General features: G+C 55.0%; 15 protein-coding genes and 2 pseudogenes. All 17 read right to left on the bottom strand.

The window, feature by feature from the left end; all coding sequences use genetic code 11:
- Positions 1-16: 16 nt before the first annotated feature.
- Positions 17-1213: a benzoate/H(+) symporter BenE family transporter gene (locus tag FDY98_RS15310; protein WP_027958000.1), complete on the bottom strand. Its 1197-nt coding sequence runs from the start codon at positions 1211-1213 to the stop codon at positions 17-19.
- Positions 1214-1287: 74 nt separating this feature from the next.
- Positions 1288-2019 carry an ABC transporter ATP-binding protein gene (locus tag FDY98_RS15315; RefSeq protein WP_022521209.1) on the bottom strand — a complete coding sequence of 244 codons (732 nt, stop codon included), beginning with the start codon at positions 2017-2019 and terminating at the stop codon, positions 1288-1290.
- Positions 2016-2783, bottom strand: a complete 768-nt coding sequence (locus FDY98_RS15320) for an ABC transporter ATP-binding protein (protein ID WP_027958001.1) — start codon at positions 2781-2783, stop codon at positions 2016-2018. The genes FDY98_RS15315 and FDY98_RS15320 overlap by 4 nt, the downstream gene beginning before the upstream one ends.
- A 3-nt stretch (positions 2784-2786) precedes the next feature.
- Positions 2787-3845, bottom strand: coding sequence for a branched-chain amino acid ABC transporter permease (locus tag FDY98_RS15325; RefSeq protein WP_155705947.1), 1059 nt, complete (start codon positions 3843-3845; stop codon positions 2787-2789).
- Positions 3846-3857: 12 nt separating this feature from the next.
- On the bottom strand, positions 3858-4718 hold the full coding sequence (locus FDY98_RS15330) for a branched-chain amino acid ABC transporter permease (RefSeq protein WP_027958003.1): 861 nt from the start codon (positions 4716-4718) through the stop codon (positions 3858-3860).
- Between the two features lie 65 nt (positions 4719-4783).
- Positions 4784-5956, bottom strand: a complete 1173-nt coding sequence (locus tag FDY98_RS15335; protein WP_027958004.1) for an ABC transporter substrate-binding protein — start codon at positions 5954-5956, stop codon at positions 4784-4786.
- Positions 5957-6045: 89 nt separating this feature from the next.
- A complete protein-coding gene (gene benB, locus FDY98_RS15340; RefSeq protein ID WP_027958005.1) occupies positions 6046-6534 on the bottom strand; it encodes a benzoate 1,2-dioxygenase small subunit in 489 nt (162 codons plus the stop codon).
- A gap of 26 nt (positions 6535-6560) precedes the next feature.
- A complete protein-coding gene (locus tag FDY98_RS15345) occupies positions 6561-7928 on the bottom strand; it encodes a Rieske 2Fe-2S domain-containing protein (protein ID WP_101148319.1) in 1368 nt (455 codons plus the stop codon).
- Positions 7929-7971: 43 nt separating this feature from the next.
- Positions 7972-8624: pseudogene (locus FDY98_RS29615) on the bottom strand (dioxygenase family protein).
- Positions 8591-8989, bottom strand: coding sequence for a dioxygenase (locus FDY98_RS29620; protein ID WP_442907935.1), 399 nt, complete (start codon positions 8987-8989; stop codon positions 8591-8593). Before FDY98_RS29620 ends, FDY98_RS29615 begins: the two are co-directional and overlap by 34 nt.
- Before the next feature lie 526 nt (positions 8990-9515).
- Positions 9516-10760 carry a benzoate/H(+) symporter BenE family transporter gene (locus FDY98_RS15355; protein ID WP_027958975.1) on the bottom strand — a complete coding sequence of 415 codons (1245 nt, stop codon included), beginning with the start codon at positions 10758-10760 and terminating at the stop codon, positions 9516-9518.
- A 63-nt stretch (positions 10761-10823) separates the two neighbouring features.
- A complete protein-coding gene (benD, locus tag FDY98_RS15360; RefSeq protein ID WP_340146594.1) occupies positions 10824-11507 on the bottom strand; it encodes a benzoate diol dehydrogenase BenD in 684 nt (227 codons plus the stop codon).
- The gene (locus FDY98_RS28335) at positions 11495-11617 is read right to left on the bottom strand and encodes a hypothetical protein (protein WP_340146595.1); all 123 of its coding nucleotides are present in this window, start codon (positions 11615-11617) and stop codon (positions 11495-11497) included. Before FDY98_RS28335 ends, benD begins: the two co-directional genes overlap by 13 nt.
- Positions 11614-12639, bottom strand: a complete 1026-nt coding sequence (benC, locus tag FDY98_RS15365; protein WP_027958973.1) for a benzoate 1,2-dioxygenase electron transfer component BenC — start codon at positions 12637-12639, stop codon at positions 11614-11616. Before benC ends, FDY98_RS28335 begins: the two co-directional genes overlap by 4 nt.
- 24 nt (positions 12640-12663) lie before the next feature.
- On the bottom strand, positions 12664-13152 hold the full coding sequence (benB, locus tag FDY98_RS15370) for a benzoate 1,2-dioxygenase small subunit (protein WP_027958972.1): 489 nt from the start codon (positions 13150-13152) through the stop codon (positions 12664-12666).
- 33 nt (positions 13153-13185) lie between these two features.
- A complete protein-coding gene (locus FDY98_RS28340; RefSeq protein WP_340146898.1) occupies positions 13186-13974 on the bottom strand; it encodes an SRPBCC family protein in 789 nt (262 codons plus the stop codon).
- Positions 13975-14213: 239 nt separating this feature from the next.
- Positions 14214-14552 (bottom strand): annotated as a pseudogene (locus FDY98_RS28345) (Rieske 2Fe-2S domain-containing protein); the annotation flags it as partial.

Raw genomic sequence — 14552 nt, forward strand, 5'->3', positions numbered from 1 at the left:
GCTACCACTACAGTAGCTACTGTTGTTTTTGAGTTTTCTGTTCAAGCGAGCGAAAGCGTCTATGCAGCAGGTTATAGGCAAGCGACCCAGCGACCACCCCCCAAAAGGCAGAGCCTAAGCCTAAAAAGCTAACGCCCGATGCAGTGGCAATGAAAGTAATGACAGAGGCTTCCAGGTGGCTCTTTTCGGCCGCAAAAGCACTAATATTGCTGGTAATAGCACCAATCAGCGCAAGTCCTGCGAGTACTGCCACAAACTCCCTCGGTAGCGAGGTAAACAGCGCCACAATAGTGCCCGCAAAAATAGCGCCAAACAGGTAGAAAACCCCGTTTGCCACCCCGGCGACATAGCGCTTATCAGGATCTTCGTGGGCCTCCTTACTCGTACAGATTGCTGCTGTAATCGCCGCGATTACAGTGGTAATACCGCCAAAAAAGGCGGTAAAAAAGGAAGTTACACTAGCCACGATAACGATTGGCCTAGCTGGGGTGGAGTAACCAGAAGTGCGCAGAATCGCCATGCCGGGCAAGAATTGTCCCGTCAAACTCACCAATACCAGGGGAATGGCCAGACTCAAGGTCGCATTCCAGGACCACTCGGGGTGGATAAACTGGGGATCGGCAAACTGGAGAGACACCCCCTGCAGACTGGCGCCCTCTAACAAGACTGCCATAGTGATACCGGCTATTAAAAGCAGTACCAAGCTGTAGCGCGGGGTAAGCCGCTTAAAGAGCAGGTAAGCGATAAACATACCAATCGCCAGTGCTGGCACGCTCTCCAATGAAACGAAGACTCCCACCCCGAACTGGAACAGAATGCCTGCCATCATCGCGCTAGCTATGCCCGGCGGTATCAGCCGGATAATACGGTCAAAAGAGCCCGTAACGCCGATCAGAAAAATGATCACGGCGGCCGTTAGGTAGGCGCCCACCGCTTCATTAAGCGTCAACCCTGGAAACAGTGTTACCAACAACGCAGTCCCCGGCGCCGACCAAGCGGTCACTACCGGCACTTTTAACCACAGGCTTAAAAAAATACCTGAGACAGCTGCGCCGATTGAGATGGCCCAAACCCAGGACGTCATCATGGTGCTGGATATTTCGGCGCTCTGAGCCGCCTGGAAAAAGATGGCGAGTGGCCCAGAATAAGAGACCAGCACCGCTACAAAGCCAGCAGTGATTGCTGGAATCGACAGATCCTTTTGCAATTGCATGCAACACACTTCCCCGTGTCAGTATTTAACGAGTATCCAACAGCTCCGGCAAGCACCTGCTTGCCGGAGCTGTATCAAGCAACGCCGAGGTGGGTTTCAAGAATTGATGGATTATCTTTTAGGCCCTGAGAATCACCGCTATAGACCACTTCCCCCTTGACCAGTAGCAGGTGTTTTTCTGCTATCTTCAGAAGGTTATCGATATTTTTATCGACGATAATGGTAGAAATTCCGGTCGCTTTGATCTCACCTATGATCTTCCAAATCTCATCGCGAATCAGCGGTGCAAGACCTTCGGTCGCTTCATCAAGGATCATCAGATCAGGGTTGGTCGTCAGCGCACGGCCAATAGAAAGCATCTGCTGTTCGCCGCCTGAGAGAAAGGAGCCATCATGATTGATACGTTGGCCCAGGCGCGGGAACGTATCCAGAACGCGCTCTAGCGTCCAGGGAGACTCCCCCCGCTCATTGGGACGTGCAGCCATAATCAGATGCTCACGCACACTGACGCCTGGAAAAATACCGCGTCCCTCCGGCACGTAGCCAATCCCTTGGCGAATCAGTTGCCAGGGGCGCCGCTTGGTCGCCGAGACGCCCTTAATAAACACCTCGCCACGCCGAGGTGGGACAAATCCCAGTATCGACTTCAGCGTCGTGGTCTTGCCCATACCGTTGCGGCCCAGCAGACTCAGCGTCTCACCAGGCATCAGGGTCAAATCCACCCCATGCAAAATATGGCTCTCACCGTAGTAAGTGTGCAGCCCCCGGGCATCAATTAATGGCGTATTGGTTTGCTCTGCGCTCATGCGGTTGCCCCCTCTTCATGACGCCCCAGGTAGACATCGCGTACCTTTTCGCTGGTGCGTATCTGCTCTGTCGGGCCACTCTCCAACACACAGCCATCGACCATGACGGTAATGCGATCAGCCAAGCGGAAGACCGAATCCATATCGTGCTCAATCAACACCAGCGTGTAGCGATCCGTTAGGCTGGCGAGCAGTTCGGTGACTTGAGCGGTCTCTTCACGCCCCATTCCCGCCATTGGCTCATCAAGTAGCATCAGCGATGGTGCCGTCGCCAATACCATCGCGATCTGCAGCTGGCGCTGCTCGCCATAGCTCATATCGGATGCGGTCGTATAAGCACGGTGGTTCAATTGGCAGGTATCCAGTACCTCCTGAGCGCGCTCGCTTACCTGCCGCGCGGTTTGGCGCGAACGCCAGCTGCCAAACACACCGCCCATGTGGATACGCGCCGCTAGTTCGCAGTTCTGCAGGCAGTTGAGGCGTGGGAATATGTTGGTTTTCTGGTGGCTGCGGCCAATGCCCAAGCGTGCGATCTGGCGCGCGCTTTTACCCTGGATCGGCTGACCGCGATAGAGCACCTGGCCTTCAGAAGGAGGGATCTCACCAGAGAGCAGGTTGATTAGCGTACTTTTACCCGCGCCATTAGGGCCCAAAATAGCGTGGATTTCATTAGATTTAACGTCAAAATCAACGTCGTTGACTGCCACTAAACCACCAAATCGGCGAGTCAACCCATGCGTAGCTAAGATGACTTCATCGCGCATAGCTTAGCCCTCCTTATTGTGGGTAATGGGTTGAACGGAGGGAGAGGCTTTGGGGTTTTCGACGGTTTCAGTCGTCGTTTGACGCTTGCGATTCCAGGGTGGTGCGATAATCAAGCCCGCAATACCACGTGGAAGGACTAAAACGGCAGCGATGATAGTCAGCCCCATGAGTATCGGCCAGTGGGTAGTCATATGCTCGTAGGTAAAGAGCAGAATCTCATAAGCGAAGGCGCCTAAAATGGGGCCAAAGATGGTGCCCATGCCGCCTAAAATAAGCATCATTAGCACTTCGCCAGAGGTATGCCAGCCGAGCTGAGCCGGATTAGCGAAGCCGTACTGCATCGCCGCTAACATGCCAGCAATCGCTGCCATCACCCCTGCGATAACAAAGGCAACCAGTTTATAGCCGCTGGTGGCATAGCCTAAGGCCTGCATTCGGTGCTCGTTGTCATGAATACCGTCGAGCACTTGACCAAAGTAGGAGCGAGTGAGCCAGCGTAGAAAGAAGTAGCCGAGAAGCAGCATCCCTAAACAGAAGTAAAAGAAGCTGTAAGGGTTATCAAGATCTACCAGCGTACGCTCCCCTAACGCCAAGCTCGGTCGGAACATAATAAAAACACCGTCGGTCCCTCCCGAGAACTGAGACGTACTAATGAAGTAGTAAAGCATCTGGCCAAATGCCAGGGTTGTCATGATGAAGAAGATACCTTTAGTGCGGATCACTAAAATGCCTATCACTAATCCCACACAGGCAGAGACGCCCATGACAAGTGGCAGCATCCACCACATTGACGCCGGACTAAAGTCAGGGCTGGCTAACGCCAGGGTGTAAGCGCCTAAACCGAAGAAGAGCGCATGACCCAGGCTGACTAAGCCCACGATGCCAACTAACAGATCCAGGCTCATGGCAAACAGTGCCAGGATTAACATCAGTGTTAGTTTCTCTAACATGAAATTAGCCTGATTACCGAATACGGCTTCTCCCCATAGAGGAAAAGCAGCCACCAACGCCGTTAATACCAGCATGATGAACGCAACGCGTTTAGGATATTTATGCAACATTTCTTACTCTCCTCACGCGAAAAGGCCACGCGGTTTCACCAGCAATACCGCTGCCATAATCAGGTAGATCACCATGCTGGCAAGGCTAGGGATGAGCACTGCCCCAAAGGTGGTGGCCATGCCAATAATAATGGCCCCCCAAAAGGCCCCCTTAATGGAACCAATACCGCCGATGACGACAACCACAAAGCAAGTGATGAGAATGCTATCGCCCATGCCTGGCGCAATGGAGGTGAGCGGTGCGGCGATCATCCCTGCAAAGGCAGTGAGCGCAACACCTACGCTGAAGATGAGCGTAAAGAGGGTACGCACATTGATTCCCAACCCTTCAACCATGTCACGATTAACCGCGCCGGCCCGAATGATGATGCCCAGCCGCGTATGGCGCATCACCCAATAGATCACCCCAGCCAATGCTAGGCAGACGCCCATCACAAAGAGGCGGTAGACCGAGTACTGTAGGTTGTCGGTCAGTTGAATACTGGCATCAAACGGCGCGGGCACCGCAACACGATGCACATCCCCTCCCCAAATAATCCGCTGCGCCTCGTTGAGCACTAAAATCAGTCCAAATGTCAGCAGCACTTGATAGAGGTGATCGCGCTTATAGAGCGTATCTAGAAACAGCCGCTCAATGATGAGCCCCAGTGCAATAGCGATGGGGATAGCCGCCAGAATGGCCAGCCAAAAATTGCCCAAGCGCAGGGTCAGGTCGTAAGCCAAATAGGCGCCAATCATATACATAGCGCCGTGGGCTAGGTTGATGATTCCCATAATGCCGAAAATCAACGTCAAACCGCTGGCAATCAAAAAAAGCAGCAGACCGTACTGCAGACCATTAAGTAGCTGTACGCTGAAAAATGCGAGATCCATAAGATCCCTCCGAGAATCAGAGTGAGGGGCAGGTCATGCCTACCCCAGAGTGCATACAGATGTTGTTACATCTGGCAGGCTTCATCGGGTACTTCTAGATTCTCATGAGCGATACGAACGACTTCGTGCTTGCCGTCGCGAATCTCGCGCAGATAAACATTTTGAATGGGGTGGTGGGAGTCGGAGAAGCTCAAGGGTCCACGCGGACTCGCCAACTGAACATTGGCCAAGACATCAATCAAGCGCTCCTGATTTGAGGTATCGCCACCCAGTACTGAGAGAGCCTGAACCAACATCATGCCCGTGTCGTAACCCTGTACCGCGTAAGTATCGGGCAGTTCACCGTAGGCTTTTTCGTAGGCCGAAACGAAGGATTGGTTCGCGTCATTTTCGAGGGTTTCGGCGTAGTGCAGCGTGGTCATAACCCCTTCGCCTGCGTCGCCCAGGGCCGCTAAATTACCCTCGGTAAGGAAGCCTGACCCCAGCAACGGGATGCTCTCTTTAAGACCTGCCGAGGCATAATCCCGTACAAAGCTGACACCGCCACCGCCCGCAAAGAAGGTATAAACAGCGTCAGGCTCAAGGCTAGCAATTTGCGTCAAGTAACTCTGAAACTCAGTACTGGGAAACGGAACTAAAATCTGCTCGACAATCTCACCGCCCTCAGCGGTAAAAGCCTCCTCGAAACCTGCCAGATCCTCTTTACCACCGGCATAATCCCAGGTGATCGTCACAATTTTGCGATGCCCTTGATCGTAGGCCACTTTGCCCATGGGATAGCTGTCTTGCCACATACTGAATGAAGTGCGGAAGACATTCGGCATGCACAGCTCATTAGTAGCGGCACCCAGCCCCGCGTTGGGAATAATTGTAATCGCGCCTGTCTGCTTAGCCACTCGCAGCATGCCCATGGCAACACCGGAGTGTACGGGCCCAATGACGAAGTCAACATCGTCTCCGTTAACTAGACGGCTCATGTTCTGAGGTGCTTTGGAGGGGTCAGCCTCTGAATCAAGCTCAACGTACTCCACATCACGACCACCTAACTGACCGCCCTCTTGCTCAATGGCAAGTTTCAGGCCGTTAGTAATGGCTTCTCCAAGTGCCGTATAGGTACCTGAGTAAGGGAGCATCAAACCTAGTCTCACCGGATCTTCATTGGCGATGGCACTGCCTGCTGACAGCATAGCAGTAGCGCTTAGGAGCATGGCAAGAGAGGTCTTTTTAAATGTTTTCATTATATTTTCACCAGGGTTGAGTTGTTGTTGGGTGGTTATTAGCAAGGTGGATACCGCAATAAGTGACATCCCTGTCTTATCTCTATCGATTACACGTGATACACATCGATGACTTGATGGATATAGTCGTTATTCAACTGCACGACTTTTCTTGTGATCAGCGGGCTCTCTCCCGATACGTCCAGGGTGTAGAAGCACGTGCCGAAGAAGCTGTCGGTCTTCTTGTAGCGGTGGTTGAGCGTGTGCCAGTTGAACCGCAGCTCCACCGTGTCACCCTCTTGGGACAGGATCTCCAGGTTGGACACCTGGTGGGTGGTGCGCGGCTCCGGCGTACTGGCCCCGCTGCGCTCGGTCTTGATGCGATACACTCGATCTTCCAACCCTTCACGGTTGGGGTAGTAGATCAGCGAGATCTCGCTGTGCGGATCGCGGGTGAGCTGGTCGTCATCGTCCCAGGCCGGCATCCAGAACTCGGCGTCTTTGCGGTACAACGTGAGCCACTCGTCCCACTCCCGGTCGTCCAGCAGCCGTGCTTCGCGGTACAAAAAAGCTTGGATATCGTGATAGCTAATGCTCATGGCACTTATCTCCTCTCTTCTGGCGCTTAGGCGGACGCGGTGGCGATAAACTGGCTGCGCTCTTTGTCGATGGCGCGCAGCATTTCGCTGACCCAGTGCTTGTGGTGCAGCACGTAGAGCCCTTCGTCTTCCGGGGAGGCGCCGCTGAGCAGGGGCTTCATGTCGATCGCTTGAGCCGTTTCATCGGCGCCTTCGATCCACTGTTGGGCCCCGCGGGAGAGGTCGTTCCATTCGGCCAGCGCCCCGTTGTAGCCCTCTTGGCAGGCGCGGAACTCTTCAAGGTCGTCGGGGGTGCCCATGCCGGAGACGTTGAAGAAGTCTTCGTATTGACGGATGCGCACACGCCGATCTTCGGCGGCTTCACCTTTGGGGGCGAAGCAGTAGATGGTGACTTCGGTTTTGTCCACGGCGATGGGACGGATCACGCGGATTTGCGTGGAGAACTGATCCATCAGGTAGACGTTGGGGTAGAGGCAGAGGTTGCGCGTTTGGTTGACGATGGAGTCCGCGCGCGCGTCACCCAACTGCTCCTGGATCCAGTCTTTGTGTTGATAGACCGGGCGCACTTCCGGGTTAAGCAGTCGGGTCCACAGCATCATGTGGCCGTTTTCATAGGAGTAGAAGCCACCTTTGCTCTTCGACCAACCGTCGGCGTCCACCGCTTTGGTACCACCGGCGTCGTAGTTGCGACGCTCCATGGTGGAGGCGTAGTTCCAGTGCACGGAGCTGACGTGATAGCCATCAGCGCCGTTTTCGGCCTGCAGCTTCCAGTTGCCGGTGTAGGTGTAGGACGAGGTACCGCGCAGGATTTCCAGGCCTTCGGGGGCTTGATCGACGATGTTGTCGATGACCTTGGTGGTTTCGCCCAGGTGTTGTTCGAGCGGTTGTACGTCGTCACTCAAGCTGCCGAACAGGAAGCCTTTGTAGTTTTCAAAGCGCGGCAGGCGCTTGAGGTTGTGGGAGCCATCCTGTTTGAACTGGTCAGGGTAGGCGCCGTTCTTCTCATTTTTGGCTTTGAGCAGTTGGCCGTCGTTTTTGAACGTCCAGCCGTGGAACGGGCAGGTGAAGGTACCTTTGTTGCCGCGCTTACGGCGGCACAGGGTGGCGCCACGGTGGGCACAGGCGTTAATCAGGCCATGCAGTTCGCCCTGCTTGTCGCGGGTAATAATCACCGGCTGGCGACCCATGGTGACGGTCATGTAGTCACCCGGCTCTGCGACCTGGCTCTCGTGGGCCAGGAACAGCCAGTTGCCTTCGAAGATGTGCTTGAGCTCAAGCTCAAAAAAGGCGGGGTCGGTGAACATGCTGCGGTGGCAGCGGAAGATGCCGTTATCAGGCTCATCTTGGACAGCGCCGCGCACGCGGGCTTCGAGCTGATCAAGCTGCGTGGTCATGATCTCTCTCCTCGTATTGATGATGTCGCGCTGTTATGTCTTGCTAAGGCGGACCAAGGGGAAGACCCACATTGCTCAAGGCATGAGGGTTATACCTTGGCGGTACCGGCGAGCTGGCTGGCAAGATCCTGCTCGTCTTCCTTGGCGCGGGGACGGGCGTGACGCACTTGCAGCTCGGGGGCTTCGGTTTTAGCCAGTTCGACGTTAAACACCACGTGGAGAACGGGCCCTCCAGGTCACGCTTGGCGATCTCGGCCGGATCTTCGATCCGCTCGGCGGGCACCACCAGCTCTTCCCGTGTCGCGAAGGCGAAGTCGTCAAAGGTGTAGGGGTCGCCCGCCAGGTTGATCTGGGTGGTCAGGTGCTGATGGCCCGGGGCGGAGACAAAGTAGTGGATATGCGCTGGGCGTTCGCCGTGACGGCCCAGGGACTTGAGCACTACATCAGTGGGGGCGCCTTCGGGGACGCCGTAGCCGGAGGGAATGATGCTGCGCGCGGTGTAGCGGCCTTCGCTGTCCGCATAGATCGTGCGGCGCATGTTGTACTCATCCGGGAGGGATCAAAGAACGAGTAGCCGCCCTTGGAGTTGCAGTGCCAAATTTCAACCTTAGCGCCGGGGATCGGGGTACCGTCGACATCGCGCACCTGACCGGTCAGCCACATCACCTCGGCATCAGGATCACTGCCGTCGTCCATGCGGGCGAAGCCTTCCGCTTCCGGGGCACCGGCCACGTAGAGCGGGCCTTCGATGGTACGCGGGGTGCCGCCGGTGCGCTTGGCTTCGGCATCGATGGCGTCCTGGCGCATGTCCAGGTAGTGATCAAAACCAAGCCAGGAGAAAGCAGGCCGAACTGGGTCTGGCCGCCCAGAGCGTTGAGCAGGTTGATCGCTGCCCAGTATTCTTCCTCAGTGACATCGAAATCATCGATCAGCTTGAACAGGTCGCCCACAAGGCGGTGCACAATTTGCTTGGCGCGATCGTTGCCACCGGTCTGGTCAAAGCCCGCAACGGTTTTGACAAAGTCTTGCACTTCGGGAGTATCGAATATCTTCACGGTCATGGTGAAACCCTATCGTTGGTTTTCTTGTTGTCTGGGAGCCCGGCGATAGTGGTAGTACGTTTTGAAGAGTAAATACGCCTATCAAGGGCCTAAAGACGACAGTTGTTGTTATGTTCGTCTCTAATATCGATCATGCCGCGACTTCCAGACCAATATCGTTTGAGTTCCTTTCCATACTTCATAGGTATCTCAGAGGGGGGTATTTTGAATATTTGTTTCCTAGGTAGAGCCAGCAAAAAACAGCTAACTTTCTATTTTAAAAGTAAAATCGTTAAATATTAATACTAAGCCTGCTAATAATGCCCAGCCAGACTCATCATTAACTTAACCTTTAAACCGATATCGTGGTTTTTGGGTGGCATAACATTCAGCTGACCTGCTCCAAAGGAGGAACAATTAATTTCAACTTGCGACAAAAGGATAAAGGGACAGTTAAACGTAAAATGGGACAAAAAAGACCCGCACTGCAAAAGCAGACACGGGTCAAGGAGGATAACCACTATGAAGTTGCAGGAGTTGTGTGAGATCAGCCGCTCTTTTTGGCTACCTCGCGGGTAAATATGAACTCGAAATCCTTGGTTTCAAAGATGGCCGAAACAATCACGCCCAGAACTAACGCCCAGAACGTGGCGCCAATACCGAGAATCTGAATTCCCGACGCGGCAATTAGAAAGGCAAACAGTGCACCTATTTCATGCTTCTTGCCTGAAAAGGCGATAGCCATCGATGAGGTGATTACGCGCATCAGTGCCAGCCCGGCGATAATGGCGATAAAGTAGCGCGGCGTAGCCTCCAGTAGACTAACCACATAGCCGTAGAAAGGGGCAGCAACCACAAAAATAGCTCCTGCAATCACCGCCGCTACCCAACGTTTGTCATGAGCCCCTGCTTCCGGTGAGGCACAGACTCCGGTCATGGGGGCGGCAATACAGGTACTGTGCAGATTGAAAAAAGCCGACACCATAGTGCCTAAACCGCCCACTGCTGTGATCGCATTAGCGGGCACTTCTTTGTAGCCCATTCCCTTCACTAGGCCGACGCCCGCTGGCGTTTCCATACCCACCAAAATGATCGCAAGTGGTAAGCCGTAGGTTAGGAAGGCACCCAGCGTGAACTCGGGAACGATGAATTCGGGAAAACGGATCGTCGCCTCGATACCAGACAGGTCAACGCCGGTTGCCATCAAGTACACAATGCCCGCCAGCATCGCCACAACCAGAGGCGGAACCTTACGTAAGAGGCGAGCAGAGAGGAAAAAAGCCAGGATCATGATAGAGGCTGGCACGATAGCGCTCTCCAACGGCTTAACCATGTTGAGGCCAAAGCTAAGTAGCATACCGCCCACCATGCCCATCACTATTGGCATCGGTATCAAACGCATAACGATACCCATCACCCCGGTCACGCCAGCAACTAGCGTAATAGCCCCCGCAATCAAACTTGCACCTAATGCAGCCTCTAAGCCGATTACAGGGATAACCGCTGCGAACATTAATGCACCGGGGATGGAGTTAGCCATTGGCAACGGCAAGCGGTAATAGGCCGGCATGAAGAGTCCAAACAGGCCGTTGATCATCAAGTAGCTGATCACCCAGATCATGATGAAGGAGGAGTCCAGGCCCGCAGAGGTGCCGGCACTAATGTGAACGACCCCAACGCTGAGCCCTAAAATTCCCGCCACTAGCCCAGTACTGGCGTTGTCGGCATTGAGGTCGCGCAGGAAATCGCGAGGCGCATGCCGTAGGCTGACGCCTTTCTCAATATGTTTCACGGTCTACTCCAGGGGATTATTGTGCTTAGAGTGATTGCTAGTTTTATCTAGAATTCACTATTGCTAACCAAGGTCACCGCCCGCTACGGGCAATACACTACCGGTGATATAACTGGCCTCGTCGGAAGCAAGGAATAGAATTGGCGCAACCATTTCATCCAATGTTCCATAGCGGCTCATCAAGCAGCTCTGCTTAGTCTGATCGATATGTGCTTGAAACCACGCCTTCTCAGTCTCGTTACTGGGCGTTGGCGTTCCACGCGAAATACGCCGTGGCGGGGCTTCGGTGCCACCGGGTGCCGTGGCGACGACACGAATACCGTGCTCGGCATACTCAAACGCCAGCGACGCAGTCATCGCATTGATACCGCCCTTTGCCGCCGAGTAGGGGATACGGTGAATACCCCGCGTTGCCGCTGAAGAGACATTGACGATGACACCGCTGCCCTGCTCAACCATTGTTGGCAGCGCCGCACGACAGCACCAAAGTGTAGGCATTAGAGAACGGTTGATCTCTGCGGCGATCTGCACCTCGCTAAACTCAGTAAAAGGCTTGAAGTTAATCGCGCCGCCAACGTTATTAACCAGAATATCGATACGACCAAAGTGAGAGAGCGTCGCCTGCATGACTTGCTCGGCGCCTTCCCATTTTTCTAGGTCGGCTTGTACCGCAATCACTTCGCAGCCCGGCTGGCTTAGCCCAGCAACGATCTCGTGGATATCATCAGCGCGATCTACCAATACCAAGCGCGCACCTTCAACGGCGGCGCGCTCAGCAACCCGCTGCCTTGAGCAGCACCCGTGACCACCATTACTCGATCTTGAAAACGTGGGCCGTCAAAACGTTGATTGCTCATGCGCTCTCTCCCACTTGATTAGGTGTGAACTTCTCATAGTGGAAGCTCTGGGGCTCGATTCCTTCAGCGTCGAAGTACTTCAACACAGCATCTACCATCGGGGGCGGACCACACAGGTAAACGTCCACATCGCCGTCATGCATTACCTCGGTGTCCATGTGGTGCGTCACGTAACCTTTACGCGAATGCTCGCTAGCCTCGTCGACCACTACGGTGGCGTAGGTAAAGCTAGGAATTTTTTCTACGAAGGCATCTAACGCATCCGTTTTGACTAGGTGGTCATCTTTATTGACGCCGTAAATCATATGAATCGGTGCATCACAGCCCTTTTCGACCAATTGCGCTAACATGGAGAGAAACGGAGCCAACCCAGTACCACCTGCCAGCATTAGCACCGGGCGCTTCACTTCCCTCAGGTAGAAGCTACCTAGCGGGCCAGTCAGCGTAAGCTTTTCACCCACCGCCGCGCGCTCGGTCAGGTAGCCGCTCATTACCCCGTTGGGGATGTTGCGAATTAAGAAGGTGGCGCGCTTATCCCCCGGCAATGAGCTGAAAGAGTAGGAGCGGTGCACCTCAGTACCGGGCACATCAATATGAATGTACTGCCCCGGCAGAAAGGCGAGGCCCTCGGCATCATCCAAATCAACGACGAGCTCAATACTATCTTCGGAAAGTTGCTCAACTGCTGCTACCGTGCTCTCAACCTTGCCCACCTGTGTTTTACATAGCGTGGATGCCACTGGCACTTGAATAACGCAATCCGAAGAAGGCACCATCTGACACGTGAGCACCTGGCCTTCCGCGGCTTCCTCATCGGAAAGCGCATCTTCCAGATACTCGTCACCCATGTCGAATTCGCCCTGTTCGCAGTGGCCTTTGCAGGTGCCACATACGCCGTCAGAGCAGTCCATCGGTAGGTTTACTTTCTGCCGGTAAGCAGCGTCGAGAACAGTCTCCCCCTCTTTACAGCCAATGAACCGGGTCACGCCGTCCTCAAAGTTGAGGGCAATGGTATAACTCATGGTTAACTCTCCTCTCTCCTCAGGTCACACGTGATACACGTCGATAACCTGATGGATATAGTCGTTATTCAGCTGCACGACTTTTCTTGTGATCAGCGGGCTCTCACCCGATACGTCCAGGGTGTAAAACGACGTGCCGAAGAAGCTGTCGGTCTTCTTGTAGCGGTGGTTGAGCGTGTGCCAGTTAAAGCGCAGCTCCACCGTATCGCCGTCTTGGGACAGGATCTCCAGGTTGTTAACCTGGTGGGTGGTGCGCGGCTCCGGCGTACTGGCCCCGCTGCGCTCGGTCTTGATGCGATACATTCGATCTTCCAACCCTTCACGGTTGGGGTAGTAGATCAGCGAGATCTCGCTGTGCGGATCGCGGGTGAGCTGGTCGTCATCGTCCCAGGCCGGCATCCAGAACTCGGCGTCTTGGCGGTACAGCGTGAGCCACTCGTCCCACTCCCGGTCGTCCAGCAGCCGCGCTTCGCGGTACAAAAAAACTTGGATGTCGTGATAGCTAATGCTCATGGCACTTTTCTCCTCTCTTCTGGCGCTGGGCAATTAGGCGGACGCAGTGGCGATAAACTGGCTGCGCTCTTTGTCGATGGCGCGCAGCATTTCGTCGACCCAGTGCTTGTGGTGCAGCACGTAGAGCCCTTCGTCTTCTGGGGAAGCACCGCTGAGCAGGGGCTTCATGTCGATGGCTTGGGCCGTTTCATCGGCGCCTTCGATCCACTGTTGGGCCCCGCGGGAGAGGTCGTTCCATTCGGCCAACGCACCGTTGTAGCCTTCTTGGCAGGCGCGGAACTCTTCGAGATCGTCGGGGGTGCCCATGCCGGAGACGTTGAAGAAGTCTTCGTATTGACGGATGCGCACACGCCGGTCCTCGGCGGCTTCACCTTTGGGGGCGAAGCAGTAGATGGTGACTTCGGTTTTGTCCACGGCGATCGGTCGAATCACGCGGATTTGCGTGGAGAACTGATCCATCAGGTAGACGTTGGGGTAGAGGCAGAGGTTGCGCGTTTGGTTGACGATGGAGTCGGCACGGGCCTCGCCTAACTGCTCCTGGATCCACTCTTTGTGCTGATAGACCGGGCGCACTTCCGGGTTGAGCAGTCGGGTCCACAGCATCATGTGGCCGTTTTCATAGGAGTAGAAGCCGCCTTTGCTTTTCGACCAACCGTCGGCGTCCACCGCTTTGGTGCCACCGGTGTCGTAATTGCGGCGTTCCATGGTGGAGGCGTAGTTCCAGTGCACGGAGCTGACGTGGTAGCCGTCGGCGCCGTTTTCGGCCTGTAGCTTCCAGTTACCGGTGTAGGTGTAGGACGAGGTACCGCGCAGGATTTCCAGGCCTTCGGGGCTTGGTCGACGATGTTGTCGATGACCTTGGTGGTTTCGCCCAGGTGTTGTTCGAGCGGTTGTACGTCGTCACTCAAGCTGCCGAACAGGAAGCCTTTGTAGTTTTCAAAGCGCGGTAGACGCTTGAGATTGTGGGAGCCATCCTGTTTGAACTGGTCAGGGTAGGCGCCGTTCTTCTCGTTTTTGGCTTTGAGCAGTTGGCCGTCGTTTTTGAACGTCCAGCCGTGGAACGGGCAGGTGAAGGTGCCTTTGTTGCCGCGCTTGCGGCGGCACAGCGTGGCGCCGCGGTGGGCGCAGGCGTTAATCAGGCCATGCAGCTCGCCCTGCTTATCGCGGGTGATAATCACCGGCTGGCGGCCCATGGTGACGGTCATGTAGTCACCTGGTTCAGCGACCTGGCTCTCGTGGGCCAGGAACAGCCAGTTGCCTTCGAAGATGTGCTTGAGCTCAAGTTCAAAGAAGGCGGGGTCGGTGAACATGCTGCGGTGGCAGCGGAAGATGCCATTGTCGGGGTCGTCTTGGACGGCGCCGCGCACGCGGGCTTCGAGCTGATCAAGCTGGGTGGTCAT

The organism is Halomonas sp. PA16-9, assembly GCF_009728585.1.
Classification (GTDB): Bacteria; Pseudomonadota; Gammaproteobacteria; order Pseudomonadales; family Halomonadaceae; genus Vreelandella; species Vreelandella titanicae.